Origin of the sequence: Billgrantia antri (assembly GCF_019430905.1) — a bacterium.
Lineage (GTDB): Bacteria > Pseudomonadota > Gammaproteobacteria > Pseudomonadales > Halomonadaceae > Halomonas > Halomonas antri.
The window spans coordinates 62,372-84,837 of record NZ_JAHYCA010000004.1; the positions used below are offsets into that span (position 1 = coordinate 62,372).

21 protein-coding genes are annotated in these 22,466 nt (G+C 62.9%); 7 read left to right on the forward strand and 14 right to left on the reverse strand.

The window, feature by feature from the left end:
- Nucleotides 1-41: 41 nt before the first annotated feature.
- Nucleotides 42-3,743, reverse strand: coding sequence for a methionine synthase (gene metH, locus KPL81_RS11795; protein ID WP_219792333.1), 3,702 nt, complete (start codon nucleotides 3,741-3,743; stop codon nucleotides 42-44).
- A gap of 242 nt (nucleotides 3,744-3,985) precedes the next feature.
- On the opposite strand from metH, the gene nfuA reads away from it, so the two are divergent.
- Nucleotides 3,986-4,576: a Fe-S biogenesis protein NfuA gene (nfuA, locus tag KPL81_RS11800; protein ID WP_219792335.1), complete on the forward strand. Its 591-nt coding sequence runs from the start codon at nucleotides 3,986-3,988 to the stop codon at nucleotides 4,574-4,576.
- An 85-nt stretch (nucleotides 4,577-4,661) separates the two neighbouring features.
- On the opposite strand, the gene KPL81_RS11805 is transcribed toward nfuA, so the two are convergent.
- A complete protein-coding gene (locus KPL81_RS11805) occupies nucleotides 4,662-5,711 on the reverse strand; it encodes a DNA-binding protein (RefSeq protein ID WP_219792337.1) in 1,050 nt (349 codons plus the stop codon).
- Between the two features lie 269 nt (nucleotides 5,712-5,980).
- On the opposite strand from KPL81_RS11805, the gene KPL81_RS11810 reads away from it, so the two are divergent.
- Both KPL81_RS11810 and KPL81_RS11815 read left to right on the forward strand, forming a co-directional pair.
- Entirely contained in the window at nucleotides 5,981-7,216 is a 1,236-nt protein-coding gene (locus KPL81_RS11810) for a tyrosine-type recombinase/integrase (RefSeq protein WP_219792339.1), read from the forward strand.
- A gap of 28 nt (nucleotides 7,217-7,244) precedes the next feature.
- Nucleotides 7,245-7,676: a SufE family protein gene (locus tag KPL81_RS11815; RefSeq protein WP_209478332.1), complete on the forward strand. Its 432-nt coding sequence runs from the start codon at nucleotides 7,245-7,247 to the stop codon at nucleotides 7,674-7,676.
- Here KPL81_RS11815 and KPL81_RS11820 read toward each other — a convergent pair.
- The 12 genes from KPL81_RS11820 to gorA all read right to left on the reverse strand — a co-directional run bounded on the left by KPL81_RS11820 (nucleotide 7,640) and on the right by gorA (nucleotide 17,791).
- On the reverse strand, nucleotides 7,640-8,017 hold the full coding sequence (locus KPL81_RS11820; protein ID WP_219792341.1) for a ribbon-helix-helix domain-containing protein: 378 nt from the start codon (nucleotides 8,015-8,017) through the stop codon (nucleotides 7,640-7,642). The two genes, KPL81_RS11815 and KPL81_RS11820, sit on opposite strands and share 37 nt — an antisense overlap.
- Nucleotides 8,018-8,087: 70 nt before the next feature.
- The gene (locus tag KPL81_RS11825; protein ID WP_219792343.1) at nucleotides 8,088-8,669 is read right to left on the reverse strand and encodes a DJ-1/PfpI family protein; all 582 of its coding nucleotides are present in this window, start codon (nucleotides 8,667-8,669) and stop codon (nucleotides 8,088-8,090) included.
- A gap of 86 nt (nucleotides 8,670-8,755) precedes the next feature.
- Nucleotides 8,756-9,058, reverse strand: a complete 303-nt coding sequence (yidD, locus tag KPL81_RS11830) for a membrane protein insertion efficiency factor YidD (protein WP_240549249.1) — start codon at nucleotides 9,056-9,058, stop codon at nucleotides 8,756-8,758.
- 69 nt (nucleotides 9,059-9,127) lie between these two features.
- Entirely contained in the window at nucleotides 9,128-9,580 is a 453-nt protein-coding gene (gene hisI / locus KPL81_RS11835; RefSeq protein WP_219792347.1) for a phosphoribosyl-AMP cyclohydrolase, read from the reverse strand.
- 20 nt (nucleotides 9,581-9,600) lie between these two features.
- The gene (locus tag KPL81_RS11840; protein WP_209478327.1) at nucleotides 9,601-10,053 is read right to left on the reverse strand and encodes a transcriptional repressor; all 453 of its coding nucleotides are present in this window, start codon (nucleotides 10,051-10,053) and stop codon (nucleotides 9,601-9,603) included.
- A 33-nt stretch (nucleotides 10,054-10,086) separates the two neighbouring features.
- Nucleotides 10,087-11,082 (reverse strand): alpha-L-glutamate ligase-like protein, encoded by a 996-nt coding sequence (locus tag KPL81_RS11845; RefSeq protein ID WP_219792349.1) that lies wholly within the window; start codon nucleotides 11,080-11,082, stop codon nucleotides 10,087-10,089.
- A gap of 5 nt (nucleotides 11,083-11,087) precedes the next feature.
- Nucleotides 11,088-12,593, reverse strand: coding sequence for an inactive transglutaminase family protein (locus KPL81_RS11850; protein WP_209478325.1), 1,506 nt, complete (start codon nucleotides 12,591-12,593; stop codon nucleotides 11,088-11,090).
- A 33-nt stretch (nucleotides 12,594-12,626) separates the two neighbouring features.
- Nucleotides 12,627-13,421 (reverse strand): ATP-dependent zinc protease family protein, encoded by a 795-nt coding sequence (locus KPL81_RS11855; RefSeq protein ID WP_240549219.1) that lies wholly within the window; start codon nucleotides 13,419-13,421, stop codon nucleotides 12,627-12,629.
- 389 nt (nucleotides 13,422-13,810) lie between these two features.
- The gene (locus KPL81_RS11860) at nucleotides 13,811-14,206 is read right to left on the reverse strand and encodes an ectoine synthase (protein WP_209478323.1); all 396 of its coding nucleotides are present in this window, start codon (nucleotides 14,204-14,206) and stop codon (nucleotides 13,811-13,813) included.
- 78 nt (nucleotides 14,207-14,284) lie between these two features.
- The gene (gene ectB, locus KPL81_RS11865; RefSeq protein ID WP_209478322.1) at nucleotides 14,285-15,550 is read right to left on the reverse strand and encodes a diaminobutyrate--2-oxoglutarate transaminase; all 1,266 of its coding nucleotides are present in this window, start codon (nucleotides 15,548-15,550) and stop codon (nucleotides 14,285-14,287) included.
- Between the two features lie 79 nt (nucleotides 15,551-15,629).
- Complete coding sequence (ectA, locus tag KPL81_RS11870; protein WP_209478321.1) at nucleotides 15,630-16,208, reverse strand: diaminobutyrate acetyltransferase; 579 nt, start codon at nucleotides 16,206-16,208, stop codon at nucleotides 15,630-15,632.
- A gap of 221 nt (nucleotides 16,209-16,429) precedes the next feature.
- Nucleotides 16,430-17,791, reverse strand: coding sequence for a glutathione-disulfide reductase (gene gorA / locus KPL81_RS11875; protein WP_219792353.1), 1,362 nt, complete (start codon nucleotides 17,789-17,791; stop codon nucleotides 16,430-16,432).
- Nucleotides 17,792-17,964: 173 nt separating this feature from the next.
- Between gorA and can the strand changes: the two genes are divergently transcribed.
- The 4 genes from can (at nucleotide 17,965) to KPL81_RS11895 (ending at nucleotide 22,450) form a co-directional block, all read left to right on the forward strand.
- Complete coding sequence (gene can / locus KPL81_RS11880; RefSeq protein WP_209478319.1) at nucleotides 17,965-18,618, forward strand: carbonate dehydratase; 654 nt, start codon at nucleotides 17,965-17,967, stop codon at nucleotides 18,616-18,618.
- A 157-nt stretch (nucleotides 18,619-18,775) separates the two neighbouring features.
- Entirely contained in the window at nucleotides 18,776-20,353 is a 1,578-nt protein-coding gene (locus KPL81_RS11885; RefSeq protein ID WP_209478318.1) for an ABC transporter substrate-binding protein, read from the forward strand.
- 97 nt (nucleotides 20,354-20,450) lie between these two features.
- Nucleotides 20,451-21,497, forward strand: coding sequence for an ABC transporter permease (locus KPL81_RS11890; RefSeq protein WP_209478317.1), 1,047 nt, complete (start codon nucleotides 20,451-20,453; stop codon nucleotides 21,495-21,497).
- Entirely contained in the window at nucleotides 21,494-22,450 is a 957-nt protein-coding gene (locus tag KPL81_RS11895; protein WP_219792355.1) for an ABC transporter permease, read from the forward strand. The genes KPL81_RS11890 and KPL81_RS11895 overlap by 4 nt, the downstream gene beginning before the upstream one ends.
- Nucleotides 22,451-22,466: the final 16 nt, after the last annotated feature.

Here is a 22,466-nt window from a genome sequence, read left to right on the forward strand (position 1 = left end):
CGGCCCACGCCGAAGGCGTGGGCGATTCTGGCCATCATCGATCAAGACGGATCGTAGGAGAGCACCGGCGACAGCCAGCGCTCCATCTCGGCCAGCGTCATGCCCTTGCGCTCGGCCAGCGCCTCGACCTGGTCGCGGGTGATCTTGCCGGTCGAGAAGTACTTCGACTGCGGGTGGGAGAAGTACCACCCCGATACTGCCGCGGCCGGCCACATGGCGAAGTTCTCGGTCAGCTCGATGCCGGCGTTCGCGGTGGCATCGAGCAGGCGGAATAGCGTGCGCTTCTCGGTGTGGTCGGGGCAGGCGGGATAGCCCGGCGCCGGGCGGATGCCCTGATATTTCTCGGCGATCAGCGAATCGTTGTCGAGAGTCTCGTCGGGGACATAAGCCCAGAACTCTTTGCGCACCCGCTCGTGCATGCGCTCGGCGAATGCCTCGGCCAAACGGTCGGTCAGCGCCTGGACCAGGATCGCATTGTAGTCGTCGCCGGCGGCCTTGTAGCGTTCGGCCAGGGCTTCGACGCCGTGCCCGGTGGTCACGGCGAAGCCACCGATCCAGTCGGGCTTGCCGCTCTCCTTGGGCGCGACGAAATCCGCCAGGCTGTAGCAGACACCGTCGCGGTTCTTGGTGGTCTGCTGACGAATATGATGCAGCCGCTCGATCACCTGGCTGCGCGACTCGTCAGCATACACCTCGATGACATCATCGTCGACGCTGTTGGCCGGCCACAGGCCGATCACACCGCGCGCCTCGACGCGCTTCTCGTCGATCAGCTTGCGCAGCATCTGCTGGGCGTCAGCAAACAGGTTGCGCGCCGCTTCGCCGACCACCGCGTCGTCGAGAATCTTGGGATACTTGCCCGCCAGTTCCCAACTCATGAAGAAGGGCGTCCAGTCGATACGCTCGAGCAGTTCCTCGATGTCGTAGCCATCGAACACCCGGAGGCCGGTGACGGCGGGCCGGGGCGGCGTGTAGCCATCCCAGTCGATGGGCAGCTTGCGTTGGCGCGCCTCGGCATAGCTTAGGTCGGCCGCCTTGGGCCGACGCTTGGCGTTGCGGTCGCGCACCTGCTCGTACTCGGCCTTGATCTCGGCCACGTAGGTGGGCTTGAGCGCAGGTGAGAGCAGCTTGCCGGCCACGCCGACCGCCCGCGAGGCGTCAGCCACGTAGATCACCGGCTCGTCGTACTGCGGCTCGACCTTGACCGCCGTATGCGCCTTGGAGGTGGTGGCGCCACCGATCAGCAGCGGCAGCTTGAACCCCTGGCGCTGCATCTCCTTGGCCACGTGGACCATCTCGTCCAGCGACGGTGTGATCAAGCCCGAGAGGCCGATGATGTCGGCATTCTCCTCGCGGGCCGTCTGCAGGATCTTCTCCGCCGGCACCATGACGCCGAGGTCGACCACGTCGTAGTTGTTGCACTGCAGGACCACACCGACGATGTTCTTGCCGATGTCGTGCACGTCGCCCTTGACCGTGGCCATGACGATCTTGCCCTTGGCCTGGGTGTCTTCGCTCTTCTCGGCCTCGATGTAGGGGATGAGATAGGCCACCGCCTGCTTCATGACCCGCGCCGACTTGACCACCTGGGGCAGGAACATCTTGCCGGCGCCGAACAGGTCGCCGACCACGTTCATGCCGTCCATCAGCGGACCTTCGATCACCTCGATGGGGCGACTGGCCTGCTGGCGGGCTTCCTCGGTGTCGTCCTCGATGTAGGCCGTTACCCCCTTCACCAGGGCATGCTCGATGCGCTTGTTGACCGGCCAGGATCGCCATTCGAGATCCTCCTTCCTGGCCGTACCGCTACCGTCGCCCTTGTACTTCTCGGCCAGTTCGACCAGCCGTTCGGTGGAATCGCTGCGGCGGTTGAGCACCACGTCCTCGACCGCCTCGCGCAGCTCGTCGGGCAGGTCGTCGTAGACCGCCAACTGGCCGGCGTTGACGATACCCATGGTCAAGCCGGCACGAATCGCATAATAGAGAAAGACGGAGTGGATCGCCTCACGCACCGGGTTGTTGCCTCGGAAGGAGAACGACACGTTGGAGACGCCGCCTGAGACCATGGCATGAGGCAGGTGTTCGCGAATCCAGCGGGTGGCTTCGATGAAATCGACGGCGTAGTTGTCGTGCTCCTCGATGCCGGTGGCGATGGCGAAGATGTTGGGATCGAAGATGATGTCTTCCGGGGGAAAGCCGACCCGCTCGACCAGCAGCTCGTAGGCACGCTGGCAGATCTCGGTCTTGCGCGCGAAGGTATCGGCCTGGCCGGCCTCGTCGAAGGCCATCACCACCACGGCGGCACCGTAGCGGCGGCACAGGCTGGCCTGCTCGAGGAAGGCTGCCTCGCCCTCCTTGAGCGAGATCGAGTTGACCACCGCCTTGCCCTGCACGCACTTGAGCCCCGCCTCGATGATCTCCCACTTGGACGAGTCGATCATTATCGGCACCCGGGCGATGTCGGGCTCGCCGGCGATCAAGTTGAGGAAGCGCACCATCGCCTCCTGGGACTCGAGCATGCCCTCGTCCATGTTGATGTCGATGACTTGTGCACCGTTCTCCACCTGCTCCAGCGCCACCTCCAGCGCCGTGGTGTAGTCCTCATCGACGATCAGGCGCTTGAAGCGCGCCGAGCCGGTCACGTTGGTGCGCTCGCCGACGTTGACGAACAGCGAGTCCTTCTCGATGTTGAACGGTTCGAGACCGGAGAGGCGACAGGCGCGCGCGCGCTCGGGCACCTGGCGCGGCGCCACACCCCGGATGGCGGCGTGGATCGCGGCGATGTGCTCAGGCGTCGAGCCGCAGCAGCCGCCGATGATGTTGACCAGGCCGCTTTGGGCAAACTCGGCGACGATCTCGGCCATCTCCTCCGGCGTCTGGTCATACTCGCCGAACTCGTTGGGCAGCCCGGCGTTGGGATGCGCCGAGACGAAGGTATCCGCCTTGTTCGAGAGTTCCTCGAGATAGGGGCGCAACTCCTCGGCCCCCAATGCACAGTTGAGGCCGATGGAGAGCGGTCGGGCATGGCGCACCGAATTCCAGAACGCCTCGGTGGTCTGGCCGGAGAGGGTGCGCCCCGAGGCATCGGTGATGGTTCCCGAGATCATCACCGGCAGGCGTTCGCCACGCGCCTCGAACAGCGTCTCCAGAGCGAAGATGGCCGCCTTGGCGTTGAGGGTGTCGAAGATCGTCTCGATCAGGATCAGGTCGGCGCCGCCCTCGATCAGCGCCTCGGCCGCCTCGTAGTAGTTGTCGCGCAGCTCATCGAAGGTGACGTTGCGCTTGGCCGGGTCGTTGACGTCCGGCGACAGCGAGGCGGTACGCGAGGTCGGTCCCAGCACGCCCGCCACGTAGCGCGGCACGCCGGTTTCGGCTGCTACGGCGTCGCACACCTCACGCGCCAGGCGCGCTGACTCGCGGTTGAGCTCTGGCACCAGTGCTTCCATGCCGTAATCGGCCTGGGAGAGGCGGGTGCTGTTGAAGGTGTTGGTCTCGATGATGTCGGCACCGGCCTCGAGATACTGGCGGTGGATGCGAGTGACCAGGTCGGGACAGGTCAGCGCCAGCAGGTCGTTGTTGCCCTTGAGGTCGGAGGGCCAGTCGCCGAAGCGCTCGCCGCGGAAGTCGGCTTCGTCAAGCCGGGCATTCTGCAACATGGTACCCATGCCGCCATCCAGCATGAGGATGCGCTCTCCAAGCCGTTCGGTGAGGGTAGCGGTCAGTGCAGAGGGTAGGGCGGCCATGGGTCGGGTCGGTCTCCAGCGAAAGTCACGTCCAGGATCGTGGTCGCCCCTTAATGGTTGTCGGTTGCTGACGGGGGCGGTCGTGTCGGCCCGACATGGTAGCAAAACCAGCGCCTTGAGGGCAGGGCCGATCAAAAACCGACCAAAACAGTCGGGATTGTCTCGCCGCAGGCTTTTGCTTACCATAAAGGCATTCATCTATGGCCAGCCGTTGCGGCCTTGGCCCGATCAGCGAGAACACCATGAGCGAGATCATCCAGATTACCGACAGCGCCCAGGACTACCTCGCCGAACTGCTCGAGAAGCAGAACGTCGAAGGCATCGCCGTGCGCATCTTCATTACCCAGCCCGGGACCCCCTACGCCGAGACCTGCCTGGCCTACTGTCGTCCCGGCGAGGAGGAACCCAGCGACGAGAAGCTCGAACTCGAGAAGATCACGGTATTTCTCGACAAAAACAGCCTTGCCTTTCTCGAGGAGGCGGTGGTCGACTTCAACGCCGACCGCATGGGCGGCCAGCTGACCATCAAGGCGCCCAACGCCAAGATGCCCAAGGTCAACGCCGACAGCCCGCTCGAGGACCGCGTCAACTACATCCTCTACAGCGAGATCAATCCTGGCTTGGCTGCCCATGGCGGTGAGATCAAGCTGGTAGAGCTCACCGGGGATCAGGTGGCGGTGCTGGCCTTTGGCGGCGGCTGCCAGGGCTGTGCGGCGGTCGACCTGACCCTCAAGGAGGGGGTAGAGAAAACCCTGATGGAGCGCATTCCGGAGCTGGCCGGGATCCGCGACGTGACCGACCATACGGACACCACCAACGCCTACTATCGCTGACGTTCATACGGCGAGCCGCCTGTTACTCCATCCCGCGCCTCCTGCGGGCTGGACCAAAACGCGCCCCGCAGGGCGCGTAGAACAGTCAGCGAATGCTCTCGGAGGGCTCCCTCTTGGAGCCCTCCTGCGTCTCGGATCCCCGCTCACCACGACGTGACGGCTTTCCTTCCTCGTCTGGCTGCCACGTGCGCCGCATCAACTCGGCTTCGAGTGTGCGCAGCCGAGCCGCCTGCTCGTCGATGTGGCGCTTCTGATCGTCGATACGGGCCTGCAATAGCGACTGTTCGTGACGCAGGGTATCGATGCGCTCCTCGGCGCGACTCCTGGCCCACTGGGTCTCGCGATGCTGCTTTTCTTCCTTGGCCAGCCCCGCCTGAGTCTCCTGAAGCTGTCGCTGCAGGTTTTCCTGACGCTTCTCCAGCTGCTGCAGCGTCGCATCATGGCGCTTTTCCGCCGCCACCCGCTCCTGGCGCGCCTCGTCGAGCAGGCCCATCAGGCGCGCTTCGGCTGCCTCATGGCGCTGCTCTTCCTGATTCAGTCTCGCCAACTGCTGGGCATCGCGGTCGGCCAGTGCCTGTTGGTGGGCATGGGCTTGACGCTCGCTCTCCTGCTGCAGCTTGTCGAGTTGCTGCAGGGCGCGCCCCAGGCGCTCCTCCAACTGGCGGGCCCGCTCTTGCCACTGATCGCGCTCGGCCTCGATCCTGGCCAGTGCGGCACTGCGCTGCTCCAGCCGCTGCTCCGTTCCCGCCAGATGGGACGATAGGGCGGCCTCACGCTGCTCGGCATCCTCGACCTGGCGCTGCGCTTCCTGCATGGCCGCCTGAGATTCCGCCACGCGGCGGTCGGCCTGCTCGCGATAGCCTGCCAAGGCATCGCCGGCAGCCTCCTGGGCCTTGCACCACAGGCTTTCAGCCAGCTTCTGCACCGGCTCTGGCATGGCCAGGGTGCCATAGGCCGGCTGCTCACGACTGGCCTCGCGCTGGAAACGCCATTCACGCAAGTGATCGCTGATGGTAGTAAAGCTGCCGGTTCCCAGCACGTCGCGAATCTTCTGGACACTGGGAGCGTCCCCTTTGGCTAACAGGCTCTCGATGGCCTGCTGAACGTCTTCATACTGCACACCGCTGCGCGCCATGACGATCTCCTTGTGGGGTGGGCGGCTGATCCTTGCTCACGCGGCAGGCGTCGCTTGTTGTCGCTGTTTCCATGCGCCCGCTCGGATTCCTAAGCATAGCGACTTTCGTCCAAGGCGGAAAGAAGATTACATCAAACGTAATTACGTAAATTACACAATGAAAAAGGAATAAAATTCAAGATTACCCGTCTTATCTTGAATTTATCGCCGCTACACGCAACACTTCTGCACAGAGACGACAAGCACGACGCAGGTAGACGACACGAGCGATGCACGAACGAGAATTTCACGAGCAAAAGCTTCGTGAAGAGAGCAGCAACGACGCCATTGCTCATCAGAGCGAGGAACGAAACCCGGCTCGCTATGCAGCAACAGGCGATCCCGTTTCGTCGGCTGCGGTAGTAGCCGGCGCAAATGGCGCTGCCCGAATCGCCGCCAGCAGCGACGCCGAGGCCGTGGCCCAGTGGCTTGCCGAGTTTCGTGCCAGTCCGCAGACGCTACGAGCCTATCGTCGCGAAGCCGAGCGGCTGCTGCTTTGGCTCGAGCATCACGGCCGGTGTCTCGATCAATTGCGCCGCCAGGATCTGGACGCCTTCGAGTCATTCCTCGCATCGCCCACGCCGCGACACCTCTGGGTGGGGCCGCCGCGGCCGCGCCATGCGCCGGACTGGCGGCCGTTTCGCGGTCCGCTATCGCCGGCCAGCCGAAGGCAGAGCCTGGTGATTCTGCAGGGCATGTTCGCCTGGCTGGTGGAGGCCGGGTGGGTAGGCCATAATCCCTTCCGCCTGATGCGCGACAAGCGCCGTCGGCTCGACAATCGCCAGGCTGGCATCGACCGCTACCTGGAGCGCCCGCTGTGGGAGTGGCTCTGGCAGTGGCTCAACCGGCCCCTGGAAGAGAACGCCAACGCTCGCGAGGGTTATCTCCGGCAGCGCCGGCGGGTGATCTTCGGTTTCGCCTACCTGTTGGCACCGCGTATCGGCGAGATGGCCAGCGCCGAGATGGGCGACTTCTTCCAGCGCGAAGGCCGATGGTGGTGGCGGGTAGTGGGGAAGGGCGGCAAGGCAGCGCGAATACCGGTACCCGACGATATGCTGGCCCTGTTGCGCGAATGGCGGCAAGAACTCGACCTGAGTGCCGAACCAGCCTTCGGGGAAACGGGTCCCGTGCTGCGCGGACTGGACGGCAAGCGCGGCCTGGGCGACAACCAGCTCTACCGCCTGATACGCGAGACCTTTCGCCAGGCCGCCTCGGCTCTGGAAGCCGAAGCCGGCGAGGCGATGGCGATACAGGTAGCTCGCCTGCGCAGCGCCACGCCGCACTGGCTACGCCATACCGCGCTCACGCATCAGGCCCAGGCCGGCGTCGAGCTGCGCTATCTTGCCAGTACTGCCCGCCATGCCCGGCTGGACACCACTGCACGCTACCTCCATAGCGAAGACGAGGAGTGGCATCGCCAACAGACGCTTCATGGTTTGCCCAGCAGGGCGGCCGAGTCGGTATAATGGTGGACAAGCCAATACGGGAGACGACATGACTACCGAAGCCACGGCCGAACAGGCCCAGCAGGCGCTGCTGGAAGAGTTCGAGATGTTCGACAACTGGATGGACCGCTACCAGTACATCATCGACATGGGCAAGCAGCTGCCGGCGTTTCCCGAAGAGTGGAAGACGCCCGAGCGCAAGATTCAGGGCTGCCAGTCGAACGTCTGGATGCATCACCGCCGCGAAGGCGAGGTGCTGCACTTCGATGCAATATCGGATGCGGCCATCGTCTCCGGCCTGATCGCCGTGCTTATGCGCATCTACAACGACCGGCCGGCTGACGAGATTCGCGACACCAGCCCCCATTTCCTCGAAGACCTGGGCCTCGACAAGCATCTCTCACCGACGCGCAGCAACGGGCTGCATGCCATGCTCGGCAAGATCTACGAGGTCGCCGAGAAAGAGGCAGCCTCGGCCTGACGCCGGCGCTCACGCTCGAGAATGCGTTCGCTATCCAGGCTGCCAATCGAGACATTCTGCGTCACAGGGATCTCACCCGTCAGCTGCAGCGCCTGGTAACGACCGCAGCAGACACGCAGGAAGGAAGCGAAGTTGGCCGGATCGTGGCCCGCCTCGGCACACTCCTGCGACAACCTCGCCACCAGCTGGCTCAGAGTGAGTCCGTCGCGCCTGCCGATCTCTTCCAGTACCGTCCAGAAGAATCGCTCGAGGCGCACGCTGGTGCAGACCCCGTCGAGACGCATGGAGCGTGTTTGCGGCTCCCAGAGCTGCGGTTCGGCGCCGATGAATAGCCTGCACATACGTTTTCCTCCCTTGCTGGCCCGTCCGATCCCTTCATCATGGTGTCGGGCACGGGCCAGAGCAAGGCGTCTAGTGCTCGATCCGAGTGCCCAGCACACTCAGGAACTGGGCCAGCCATGCGGGGTGGGCGGGCCAGGCCGGGGCAGTGACCAATTTGCCATCGGTGACCGCATCGTCCACCGCGATGTCGGCATAGCGACCGCCGGCCAGCTCAACCTCGGGGCGGCAGGCCGGGTAGGCCGAGCAGGTACGCCCTTCCAGCACCCGGGCGGCCGCCAGCAGCTGGGCACCATGACAGATCGCCGCCACCGGCTTGTCGGCCGAGAAGAAGTGGCGCACCAGGGCGATGACTTTATCGTTCAGACGCAGGTATTCCGGCGCCCGCCCACCGGCAATGACCAGGCCGTCATAGTCGGCCGGCTCCACCGTGGCGAAATCCGCGTTGAGGGTAAAGCGATGGCCCGGCTTCTCGCTATAGGTCTGGTCGCCCTCGAAGTCGTGAATGGCGGTGGCGATGCTGTCGCCAGCCCGCTTGTCGGGGCACACGGCATCGACGCGGTGACCCACGGCTTTAAGGGCCTGGAACGGCACCATGGTTTCGTAGTCTTCGGCAAAGTCGCCGCACATCAAGAGCAGTCGCTTGGCAGGCATTGGCGTGTCTCCTCATCGACTCGTCGTGGTGGGATACCACGATTCAGTCTGTCATCGATGAGCCGGAGGAGGGTGGTAGCCGAATACTACAGGCGCTCGGTCCCGGCACGCTGTTGCGCGCCGTGGGAAGGGCAGCAGCGGAAATGCTCGTCGAGCTCGGGATCCTCGCGGCAGAGCCGTTCGCTGGGTCCGCCGGGCACGGGATCAAGGCCGCCTTCGCTACCGGGGTGGCAGCGTACGATACGCTTGGCGGCGAGCCATCCGCCGCGTAGCGGGCCATGGACCTGAATGGCTTCCACCGTATAGTACGAGCAGCTTGGCCAGAAACGGCAGCGCGGGCCCAGCAGGGGGCTTATCACCAGTTGGTAGAGCCTGACCAGAGCGATCATCGCGAGCCCAGGGGCGCCGCGCAGCCACCTGCCAAGGCGCGCAAGCCAGGCCGCCAGGCAGGGCATGTTTCAGCGCTCCTGCGCCGGCTTGCGGTAGAGGGTTTCGGGGTCGATCAACGGCTCGCTGGTGATGCGCACCTCACTTTCCTCGAGGGCTACGTAGAAACAGCTGCGCCGCCCGGTATGGCACGCGGGGCCGGTCTGTTCGACCTGCAGCAGTAGTGTGTCGCCGTCACAATCGAGGCTGGCTCCGCGCAGATGCTGCTGCTGGCCCGAAGACTCGCCCTTGCGCCACAGCTTGCCGCGGGAGCGCGACCAGTAGCAGACGCGACCGGTAGCAAGCGTCTCTTCCAGCGCCTCGCGGTTCATCCAGGCCATCATCAGCACTTCGCCGCTGTCATGCTGCTGGGCGATGGCGGGAATCAGGCCAACGTCGTTGAAACGCACGGCCTCGAGCACCTCGGCCAGCGGCATACGAGAGTCGAGTTTGGCATGCTCGAGTTGCTTGAAGGTATCGGTCATGGCACATCCGTTGCGTAGTATCAGGCACGAACCGCTGCGTTCAGGCAGGCGTCGCAGCTGCCCAGCAGTTCGATGGTCTGGCGTTCGACGCGAAAGCCCAGAGCGCGCGCCTTGGCACTGAGCTGGGCGTTGACGTCGTCCAGATGCAGCTCCTCGACGCGCCCGCAATGGCGGCAGATCAAGAGCTGGAAGCCGTGCGCATGCTCCGGGCAGGGACAGGCAACATAGGCATTGAGCGACTCGATGCGATGTACCAGCCCCTGCTCGATAAGGAAGTCTAGCGCTCGGTAGATCGTCGGCGGACGGGCTGCTGCATGCTCGACGGCAAGCCGATCGAGCAGTTCATAGGCCTTCAGGCCTCCGCTGGCCCCGGCAATCATTTCGAGCACTCGGCGCCGAATCGGGGTGAAACGCGCGCCACGAAGTTGGCATTGTCTCTCGGCCTGCGCAAGCAGGGCAGTAGCATCGGTCATGGGCGACCCGGTATCTCAGGAACAGCGTCCATTCTACGTGTTGGCACAGGTCGGGGCCAGCTCACGGTCGGGCAGGTCCTTGAGTTCGCCGCGCCGGGCGAAGTGGTGCTGGGCAAAGGCGACCCTCTCCTTGACACCCAAGCGATCGGACTGCTTCTCCACCAGGTCGAGACGCGAACGCAGCCCTTCGCCGTTGGCCATCTGGATGGCAAGCCCCGGACGGGCATTGAGTTCAAGCAGCATGGGGCCCCGATTGCGGTCTATCACCATGTCGGTGCCCAGGTAGCCTAGCCCGGTCATTTCATAGCAGCTCGCCGTCAGCTCGAGCAGGCTGGTCCAGTCGGGAATGCGCAGGCTGGCAAGCTCGTGGCCGGTATCCGGGTGGTCGCGGCGCGAGCGGTCGAACTGCACGCCACGTACCGCGGTCCCCGTGGCGATATCGAGCCCAACGCCCACCGCCCCCTGGTGCAGGTTCGCCTTGCCGTCTGAGGCCGCCGTCGACAGGCGCATCATGGCCATGACCGGGAAGCCTTGGAAGACGATTACCCGGATATCGGGCACGCCTTCGTAGGTGTACTCGGAGAGCTTCTCGTCAAAGTTGATCAGCGCCTCGATCATCGCCACATCGGGAGCGCCGCCGAGAGAGTAGAGACCCGACAGGATATTGGAGATGTGACGATGCAGATCCTCGAGGCTCAGCTTGGCGCCGCTGGGCTTGACGAAACCGTCGTGGTCGACCCGCTCGATCACCAGGATGCCCTTGCCGCCGCTACCCTTGGCCGGTTTGATGGCGAAACCGCCGTGGCCCGCGATCATGTCGCCCACCCGCTTGACCTCGAACTGTGTGGTCACGGTGCCGATCAAGGCCGGGGTAGTGATGCCGTACTGCTCGGCGAGCAGCTTGGTCTTGAGCTTGTCATCCACCAGTGGGTAGAGGCGCCGGCTGTTGTAGCGCCCGATGTAACGGATGTTGCGCCGGTTCATGCCGATGATACCGCGACGCAATAGCTGACTCGGCCTTGCCCACATGATGTTCAGTCCTCGGTGACCGGTTTGAAGCGCCGCAGCTCGAGCAGGCGGTACCCCGTGTAGTTACCCAACAGCAGGATCAGGGCCATGATGATGAGCTGTACGCCCAGGAAGTTGAAGGTAATGTGGCGTATCCAGGGGTTGTTCATGGCGAGATAGGCCAGCACTGCAGTAATGAGGCTGCCGCCGCCCTGAATCAAGACCTGCTTGGGTCCTTCCTCCTCCCATAGGATCGACATCCGCTCGATGGTCCAGGCCAGGATGATCATCGGGAAGAAGGTGATCGTCAGGCCCGCATTGAGACCAACACGATAGGACAATACGGAGAAGATCGAAATGATGGCGATGACCGTGATGATCACCGCCGAGACTCGCGCTACCAGAAGCAGGTTCAGGTAAGAGAGGTAGTTGCGTATCACCAGGCCCACCGAAACGACCAGCAGAAAACCGATCAGACCGGTGGGCAGGGTGGTCTGGATGAAGGCCAATGCAATCAGCACGGGCATGAAGGTGCCCGACGTCTTGATCCCGACCAGGATACGCAGGAATACGACCACCAAGGCGCCGATCGGAATCAGCAGAATGGTCTGGAACAGCGCCTGCTCCTCGAGCGGCAAGCTGTGAATGGAGAAGTTGAGCAGGGTGTCGTCGGCCAGTTGGCTGCGTACGGCGGCCGCGGCCGGCTGACTGCGCGACAGCATCGAGAAAGTGACACGCGAGTTGGTGCCGCCCTGCACCTCGAGCACAGCACGACCGCCGGCTTCCCAGAGCAGGAGATTGTCCGGCTGGCCCTGCTCGGCAGTGCGGGGATCGAACAGCGCCCAGTTCTCTTCATCCTCGAATACCATGATCCAGGAAGTCAGGGTCTGTCGACGGCGACCATCCTCGAGCAACAGGCCGCTGACCTCGCGGGCATGTACCCCCGCCTGATTGAGCAGGCGTACCAGCAGGGGGGTTCGCTCGAACTGGGTCAGCAGCAAGCGGGCATTCTCGCCTTGGAGATCGTCGCTGAAGTCGCGTATCAGCTCACGGGTGAAGGTATAAGGGTCGGCACTACGCATCCAGGCGCGTTCGATCACCTGTGCCGCAGCCGTGTCGTAGGGACGCTCCCAACTGATATCGCGCAAAGGAGGACGCACGATTTGCCGTTTACGCTGATCATCCGTGACCAGCAAGCGCACGGAATAATAGAGCTGCTGACTGCCCGTGGCACTGCGGATCGACCACTGGGCGCGCCGCCCCGTTTCATCCTGCAGGAACGACAGACCGTAACCAGGCGAAGCAGTATTCTCGGTCAGGATTCGGTAACCGCGCTGATGCGAGGGTAGCGCCAGCTCGACGCGTGCGGGGTCGCCCAGGGCGGTAAAGTCGACGATGGCTTCGACCTCCCAGACCTGGCGCTGCTCACCCGGGGTCCATGGCACCTCCATCTGGTAGTGACGATGCAGGCTCGTACCGATACCGAGCACCATCAACAAACCCACGATGAGATAGAAGGGCAGTCGCGACATGTATCATCCTTGCTGTTAGGGAACGAGGCCGTATCAGCCTTCCTCTTCGTCCCGGTCGTTGATCTCGTCTTCAGCCGCTTCGGAAGCCGGGCGACCACCGGGGAATTCGGGCCTGGGGTGGAGATAGTCCTCCGCCACGTCGATCAAGGCGATATCCATCAGGAAGCGGCGGCCAAGCAGCACCGGATAGTTGAGATGGGTACGATCATTGAGGGTGAACTCGACCGTCTCGCGAATCGATCCCAGCGTCATCAGCAAGCTGACAACCGGACGCGATTCACTGCCAGCGGCCTGCATGATACGCACCCGGCGCTCGACCGGCCGTTCGATCCAATCGTCACGTACGTCTTCCACGACGACATCGTCCTCGTTGAGGCCCAGCTTGAAGCGAACCCAGTCCTCGCCGTCGCGTTCGAAGCGGGTAATCTCGGTAGCGGAAAGAGAGGAGGTATTGGCCCCCGAGTCGATCCGTGCACGCAGGTAGGTGCCCACGTCAGGCAAGCCGATCCACTCGGAGCGGCCGACCATCTCCTTGGCCGAGAGTGTCTCGCTGAGCTCATCGTTGCATTGCGCCTGGACCACCGTGGGTTCCTCGCCGCGCTGCTTGAGTCGTTCGACATCGCCACGCAGTTGACGTAGCGTAACCCCGGCATCGCGCAGCTCGGCGAGAAGCTCTGCTTGTCGGCGGTCATGAGCAGCGAGGGCATCGGAGCGGTCGCAGCGCTGAACGATCCTCTCCTCGAGCTGGCCGATGCGAGTCTCGAAGGCATCGGGGCTGAGCGTAGGTTCAGGTGCTGATTCAGGGGTGAGGGCGCATCCGCTGATCAACAAAGCACTCAATAACCAGGGTATGGGCGCGGATAGCGTTCTCGGTCGCATGGGAATCGACAGCCTCCGGTCGGGCTACAGGTCAGGCGTAGCGGCAGTGGGCTTGGCATGAAGGGCGCGCATGTATCGTCGCGGCGAAACATGACGCAGGATGATAAGGATTTCAGGGTGGCGTTGTCCAACGCTGTAATAGATACACGATTTAACATAATATACATTATGCGAACCAGGTGCTGGAGAGTTCGCGCAGGCCAGCTTCTAGCGGATCGGCCGGCCCGACAACGACCTCGGTCTATCTCGATCTATTCAGCGCGTCACGCAATCCACACGACGAACCCCGACTCGCCGGCCGGGGTTCCAGGGCTTGCAAATTTCAACGACCGCCGTGATCACTCCTCGCCGGCCGGCGCATAGGAACCGTCTTCACGGTGCACTTCCTTGCCGGTGATCGGCGGCGTGAATACGCAGGCCAGGTGCATGGTCTTGTGGGCGCGCAGGAGATGCTCGTCATGCTGGTCGAGGATGTAGATGTCGCCCGGCTTGATCGGCCAGATCTTGCCGTCTGCCAGGGTTTCCACTTCGCCTTCACCTTCGATGCAGTAGACCGACTCGTAGTGATGCTTGTAGTGGATGTGCGTCTCGGTACCTTCGTAAATCCGCGTGATATGGAACGAAAAGCCACCGCCATCGTTGGCCAGCACCAGGCGTGTGCTGTCCCAGGTTCCGCTTTCCGCCTTGACCAGGCGCTCCGTCTTGCGCGCTTCTTCGAGATTGCGAACGATCATCGTCCCAGGTCTCCGTTCAATCCATAGACTGGCCGGCAGTCGCGGCTGCCGACCGACAACAGTGCCATGGCCGCTCGCTCAGGCCATGACCTCCTTGACACTAGCCTCGAGAATATCCAGCCCTTCGAGCAGGTCCTCGTCGGGAATGGTAAGCGGGCACAGGCACTTGACCACCTCACCGGCCTGACCGCTGGTCTCGATCACCAGGCCCTTCTCGAAGGCCTTGGCGGTGATCTTGTCGGCCAGCTCGCCATTGCCCACATCGATGCCGCGCATCAGGCCGCGGCCACGCTCGGTCGCGGCCACACCCTGCTCGCTGATCCAGGCGGCGATCTTCTGGAAGCGATCCTCGACCACCCTGCCCTTGCGCTGCACATCACGCTCGAAAGTATCGTCACGCCAGTACTGTCGCATGGCGGCGGCAGCCGTGGCAAAAGCCAGATTGAAGCCGCGGAATGTGCCGTTGTATTGGCCCGGCTTCCACTTGTCGAGATCGGGACGCATCAGCACGTGAGCGAACGGCAGGCCGAAGCCGGACAGCGACTTGGAGTTGGTGACGATATCGGGTTTGATGCCGGCATGCTCGAAACTGAAGAACTTGCCGGTACGGCCGCAGCCGGCCTGGATGTCGTCGACGATCAGCAGGATGTCGTGGTCGCGGCAGATCCGCTCGAGGCGCTTGAGCCAGTCGAGGCCGGCCACGTTGATTCCGCCCTCGCCCTGCACGGTCTCGACGATGACCGCCGCCGGCAAGTCGAGTCCGCTGGAGTTGTCACCCAACAGCTTCTCGAAGTAGTCGAGACTGTCGGCATGCTCCCCCATGTATCCGTCATAGGGCATGAAGGCACTGCCTTGCAGCGGAATGCCTCCGGTGGCCTCGCGGAACTTGCGATTTCCGGTAGTGGCCAGCGCCCCCATGGTCACGCCGTGAAAGCCATTGGTGAACGTCACGATGTTGTGGCGACCTTGCGCCACCCGGGCCAGGCGAATGGCAGCCTCGACGGCATTGGTGCCGGTCGGCCCCGGGAGATGCACCTTGTACTCGAGCCCACGCGGCTTGAGGATCACCTCTTCGAGGGTTTCCAGGTAGTCGCGCTTGGCGGCAGTCCAGAAATCGAGGCCGTGCACGATACCGTCGCTATCCAGGTAGTCGAGCAGCGCCTGCTTGAGGTGCGGGTTGTTGTGGCCATAGTTGAGCGTGCCCGCACCGGCCAGGAAGTCGATGTATTCGCGGCCGGTTTCATCGGTCAGTCGCGCATTTCTGGCCTTGGTGAAGACCACCGGAAAGGAACGGGAGTAAGTGCGTACATTGGATTCTAGACGTTCGAGAGTCTGGGTCTGCATGTCGACCTCCTGTCGGAATAATCAAGCGTAGGAAAGCATGGACGGTCGAGGGCCTCGACCATCCAGAATATGGGCAGGATCAGATACGCCGGGTGTCGAAGGGACCGATTCGCACGAGATTCTCGGGATCGTGCTCACCGCCAAGCTGGTCCGTGGAAAAATATTCGCGGCTGTTGAGAGGCGCCTGCCAGCGATCGGCGAGGCGGCGGAAAAGCCCCCAGGATGCCTGGTTGTCAGGCGTAATGGTGGTCTCCAGGTGATGCACCTCATCCAGCTCGGGACGGCTCATGACGGCTTCGACGAGGCGTCGGGCCAGGCCGGTACCGCGGGCCTTTTCTCCCACCGCCACCTGCCAAAGGAAATAGGTGTCCGGGGCATTGCTCTTTACGTAACCGGATACGAAGCCGACGATCTCGCCCTCTTCGTTGGTGGCAACGGCACAGGTATTGCGAAATTGAGTCGCCAACAGGAGATAGGCATAAGCGGAATTGACGTCGAGCGGTGGACAAGATTTGACCAGCTCGTAGATTCCCCAGCCATCGTCGGGATTGGGCTTGCGGATGAACAGTGGCGAGGCATCGCTGCCAACCACGGCATCGGCCACGCTGGGTCGGGCCAGATCGGCGGAAGGTGTGAAGGGCTGCGTTGTCACGTTCATGGTTAGCTTCGCTGTTGCGATGTTGCTCGTCATGATAACAGGGCTCAGCACCAAATCAAAATCAGCATTATGAGAGAAGCACAGTTCAATAACAAAATTTTATCGACGGTTGCCGAAGCCCCCTGAGGAAGCACCCGAAAAGTATAGACCACGTAGCGCACATGGCACCGAACGAGATCGGGCCGCATTGAGCGGCCCGATGATCGTGCATGAGGTTCGTGTCAGTGGCGTGAAAGTGTGCGCATGGTGACGAACTCCTCGGCCCCCGTCGGATGAATGCCGACCGTGGCGTCGAAATCGGCCTTGGTCAGGCCTGCTCTCACCGCAATGGCAATGCCTTGGATCAACTCGCCGGCTTCTTCGCCCACCATATGCGCGCCCACCACCACATCGCTGTCGTCGGCGACGATCAGCTTCATCAGGCAGCGCTCCTCACTGCCGGACAGCGTATGTTTCATGGGGCGGAAGTCGGTGCGGTAGACCCGTATCGCGCCATACTGCTTGCGCGCCTGTTCCTCCGAAAGCCCCACCGTCCCGATGTTGGGATGACAAAAAACCGCCGTGGCGATATTTCGGTAGTCCATGGGGGCGGGATCCGCATCTCCAAAGTGCTGTTGCACCAGATGCATGGCTTCCGCCAGTGCCACGGGCGTCAGCTCCGGTCCGCCGGTGACGTCTCCCAGCGCGAGGATGGAAGAAATGGAGGTCTCGAAACGCTCGTTGACCTTGACGGTACCGTCATCGTTGAGTTCCACGCCCAGGGCATCGAGTCCCACGCCTTCCAGGTGGGGGCGGCGCCCAGTGGCCGCCAGAACGGCGTCGACTTCCAGCGTCTCGCCGTTGGTGAGCGTCACAAGGAGCCCGCCTTCCACCTTGTCGATACGCTCGACGTTGGTTTCGAAATGCAGCTTGACGCCTTTGGCTGCCATCTGCTCACGGGTGAACTCACGCACCTCGCGGTCGAAGCCGCGCAGAAACAGTTCACCGCGGTAGACCAGGTGGGACTCGCTACCGAGACCATTGAAGATACTGGCGAATTCCACTGCGATGTAGCCACCGCCAAGCGCCAGGAATCGCCGCGGCATCCGGTCCAGGTCGAACACCTCGTTGGAGGTCACGGTCAGCTCACGCCCGGGAAAGTCGGGCACCCAGGGCCAGCCACCGACGGCTACCAGAATCTTGGCGGCGGTGAAGCTCTCACCGGCAACCTCGACGCGGTGAGCATCCATGACACGTGCACGACCATTGATCAGGCGTACACCGGCATTATCCAGCAAGCGACCATAGATCTCGTTGAGCCGAGCGATCTCGCGAACTTTGTTGTCGCGCAGCGTGGGCCAGTCGAATACCGGGGCTTCGGGCAGGGTCCAGCCGAAGCCGCGTGCGTCCTGGAAAGCATCGTGGAAATGCGCGGCATAAGAATAAAGTTTCTTGGGCACGCAGCCCACATTGACGCAGGTACCGCCCAGATAGCGGTCCTCGGCAACGGCCACCCGGGCACCGGTTGCCGCAGCAGTGCGAGCAGCACGCACCCCACCGGAACCGGCACCGATAACGAACAGGTCGTAGTCGAAGTCAGACATTCGCCTCTCCTTTTCTTGCCGGGGCGCTGGACGACGCCCGGTCGATCGGGCGATTCTACCAGCGCCACCCAAGTGTGTAGAGCCGGCTCAGCGATGGCATCGGTTGACCGCTACGACGTGTGGCGGTAAAAGAAGCTCCATCCCGCTCTCCCCCTCGGCCTACGGACCTGACCATGGACAAGGAAATAGCGACCCTGCTCGACAACAATCGTGCATGGGCAAAGCGCATGTGTGAGGAGGACAGCGAGTATTTCACGCGCCTGTCGCTGCAACAGAAACCCGATTACCTCTGGATCGGCTGTTCGGACAGCCGCGTACCGGCCAACCAGATCGTGTCTCTGCCGCCAGGAGAGGTCTTCGTTCATCGCAACGTTGCCAACCTGCTGCACCACAACGACATGAATGCACTCTCGGTGGTGCAGTACGCCGTCGACGTGCTCAAGGTCAGGCACATCATGGTGGTGGGACATTACGGCTGTGGCGGGGTGCGTGCCGCCGTCACGGGCGGTGAATGCGGCATGGTGGATTACTGGCTGCACTCGGTACGTGAACTCTACAGCCAGCACCGCCCTGCCCTCGCCGCCCTTACCCTGGAGCAACAGGTCGATCGACTCTGTGAGTTGAATGTCCAGGCGCAGGTCAACAACCTTTGCCGCACCAAGATCGTCCAACTGGCCTGGCAACGCGGTCAACCCTTATCCGTTCATGGCTGGATCTACGGCCTAGACAATGGTCGTATACGTGATCTCGATTGCAGCGTCCTGGGCCTCGATCAGGTGGCCACGCTGTATCGCATCGACCGCCTGGTGGCGCCGTCCGGCGGCTGATTCTCCTGCAGGGCGGCATTGGCACTATTCGCCTTGCGCATGGCGCCTGTCGGAATTTCGATTGTCCTCTTCTCGAGCTGATCACTACATTGGCTGCGTACCATGCAGGCGCGGCCGGAGGGCCGCGCACAACAACAACCCGAGAAGGGAACGACACATGACGTTCAACAAGACCTTGCTGGCCGGTATGATCGGTGCCGTCATGACCGGTACGGCGCTGCTACCGGCCGTTGCCAACGCCGAGAATACCCTGCGCATGGCTTACGACGCAGACCCGGTCTCGCTCGATATTCATGAGCAGCTCTCCGGCGGCATCCTGCAGCTCTCCCACATGACCTTCGACCCGTTGGTGCGCTGGACGCAGGACCTCGACTTCGAGCCGCGCCTGGCCACCGAGTGGGAACAGGTCGACGACACCACCATGCGCATGACCCTGCGTGAGGGCGTCACGTTTCACAGCGGCAACGACTTCACCGCCGAGGACGTGGTGTGGACCGTGGAGCGCCTCAAGCGCAGCCCGGACTTCAAGGCGATCTTCGACCCCATCGCCAGCGTGACCGCCGTCGACGATTACACTGTCGAGTTCAAGACCGAAGAGCCCTATCCGCTGCTGCTCAACCTGGCCACCTACATCTTCCCGATGGACAGCCAGTTCTACAGCGGCACCGACAGCGACGGCGACCCCAAGGACGAAATCGTCAAGAACGGTAACTCCTATGCGTCTTCCCACCTCTCCGGTACCGGTCCGTTTACGGTGGTGGAGCATCGCAAGGGTACCCGCATGGAGTTCGAGCGCTTTGCCGACTACTGGGATGAGGAATCTCCCGGCAACGTCGACAGTATCGTGCTCACCCCGATCAGCGAGAACGCCACCCGGGTGGCCGCCCTGCTCTCCGGTGACGTCGATTTCATCGCGCCGGTGCCGCCCAATGACCTCGAGCGTGTTCGCGAGAGCGATAACGCCGAGCTGGTCACCATGTCGGGTACGCGCATCATATTCCTGCACATGAACCAGGAGCGCGTCGAGGCCTTCCAGGACGAGCGGGTACGCCAGGCCTTTGCCTACGCCATCAACCAGGACGCCATCGCCGAACGCTTGATGAAGGGCTTCGCGACCCCCGCGGCGCAATTCTCGCCCGAGGGCTACGCGGGTCATATCGAGTCGCTCGAACGGCGCCATGACCTGGAGCGAGCCCAGCAGTTGATGGAGGAGGCCGGCTACGCCGACGGTTTCCAGATCACCATGATGGCGCCCAACAACCGCTACGTGAACGATGCCAGGATCGCCCAGGCGGTGGCCACCATGCTGGCACGCATCAACGTCGAGGTGGATCTCAAGACCCTGCCCAAGGCGCAGTACTGGGGCGAATACGACGATCGTGCCGCCGACGTGATGATGATCGGCTGGCATGCCGACACCGAGGACAGCGCCAACTTCCACGAGTACCTCACCGCCTGTCCGGACGCCGAGACCGGTGCCGGCCAGTACAACGCCGGCAACTACTGTAACCCGGAGCTCGACAGGCTGGTCGCCGAGGCCAACCTCGAGGTCGACCTGGAGAAGCGCGCCGAAATGCTCCAGCAGGTCGAGCAGACGCTCTACGACGAGGCCGCTTTCGTGCCGCTGCACTGGCAGGACCTTGCCTGGGCTGCCGCACCGAACGTCGACATCGAGCCGATCCTCAACGTGATGAACTTCCCCTATCTCGGGGATCTGGTCATCCAGGCCGAGTGACCCACCCCGCCGGCCCACGGGCCGGCATTCCGTGAACCAAATCCGGTGGCACGCCCAGCTGGGGCGTGTCACCCCGCGTTGCCCACAGGACGCCTCCATGATCGCCTTTTTGGTAAAGCGCCTCTTTCATGCGCTGCTGGTGATGTTCGTCATCAGCGTGATCGCCTTCGCCATCCAGGAGAATCTCGGCGACCCCATCCAGCAGATGGTCGGTCAGTCGGTGCCCGAAAGCGAGCGCGAGGAGCTGCGCGAGCGGCTTGGGCTCAACGACCCTTTCCTGGTCCAGTACCTGCGCTTCGCCGGCAATGCCGCCCAGCTCGATTTCGGCTACTCCTATATCTTCAACCAGCCGACCACCGAGGTGATTCTTCGCCACCTGCCGGCCACACTGGAACTGGTGGCGGCGTCCACCTTCCTGATCATCGTGCTGTCGGTGCCCATCGGCGTGTATAGCGCCATCATGCCGCGGGCCTGGCTGTCACGCTTCTTCATGGGCGTCTCCATCGTCGGCATCTCGATTCCGGTATTTCTCACGGCAATCGTGCTGATTCAGCTGTTCGCCATCGGCGTGACCTGGACCCCCTTCCCCGCCGATACCGCCTGGGGCAGTTGGCTCAACGATCTGGTCAGCACGGAGGGCGGCATGCCGGCCTATGGCCGTGGCGATCCGGTGCACGTCTTCGGCACCTGGTACACGAACTTCGCCACGCTGAAGGGACTGACCTATCTGGTTCTGCCGGCCATCTCGCTGGCCTCGATCATGCTGCCGCTGTTCATCCGTCTGATCCGCGCCGAGATGCTTGAGGTACTGCAGTCGGAATACGTGAAGTTCGCCCGCGCCAAGGGCATCCGCCTGCGGCGCATCTATTTTCTGCACGCGCTCAAGAACACCATGCTGCCGGTCATTACCGTGGGCGGGGTGCAGATCGGCACCCTGGTGGCCTATACCATCCTTACCGAGACGGTCTTTCAATGGCCGGGAATGGGCCTGATGTTCCTCAACGCCATCAACCGCTCCGATATACCGCTGATCATCACCTATCTGATGATCGTGGGGCTGATCTTCGTGATCACCAACACCCTGGTCGATCTGATCTATGGCCTGGTCAACCCCACCGTCAAGCTGACAGGGAAACCCGCATGAGCACCACGACCTCTTCCATCGGGAGCCCTCCCGCAGCGAGCCGCTGGGAGCGCTTTCGCGATTCATACCTCCTTTACAGCTTCAAGCGCGACCTGATCGCCCAGGTCAGCCTGCTGGTCTTCGTGATGATGGTCGCGGCCGCCGTGCTGGCGCCATGGCTGGCGCCGATGAACCCTCATGATCTCGCGCAGATCGACATTCTCGCCTCGGAACTGCCGCCCTTCTGGATCTCCGGCAGCGAGGACGCCTACGTTCTCGGCACCGATGCCCAAGGCCGCGACATGCTCTCCACCATCCTCTACGGTGCGCGGGTGTCGCTGATCATCGGCTTTGGCGCAGTGGCCCTGCAGGCGATCCTGGGGGTCTGCTTCGGACTGCTGGCCGGCTACCTGGGCGGACGTATCGACGCCTTCCTGATGCGCCTGGCCGACATCCAGCTTTCCTTTTCCACTCTGATGGTGGCCATCGTGGTGGGCGCCCTGGTGAAGGCAATCTTCGGCGGCGCCACCTTCAGCGCCTACGCCGTGCCGCTGCTGGTGCTTATCATCGGTCTTGCCGAGTGGCCGCAGTACGCCCGCACCGTTCGCGCTTCGGTGCTCGCCGAGAAGGGCAAGGAGTACGTCGACGCTGCCCGCACCATGGGCCTCTCCAGCCGGCGCATCATGTTTCGCCATATCCTGCCCAATACGCTGTCGCCGATCTTCGTCATCTCCACGGTGCAGGTGGCCAACGCCATCATCTCCGAGGCGGCGCTCTCTTTCCTGGGGCTGGGTATGCCCGAGACCCATCCATCTCTGGGCTCACTGATCAAGTCGGGCTTCGACTACCTGCAATCGGGCTCCTGGTGGATCACGCTGATGCCCGGGGCAGTGCTGGTGCTGCTCGTACTGGTGATCAACCTGCTCGGCGACTGGCTGCGCGATGTGCTCAACCCGCGCCTGTACAAGGGCTGACGACGGATTCTGGAGA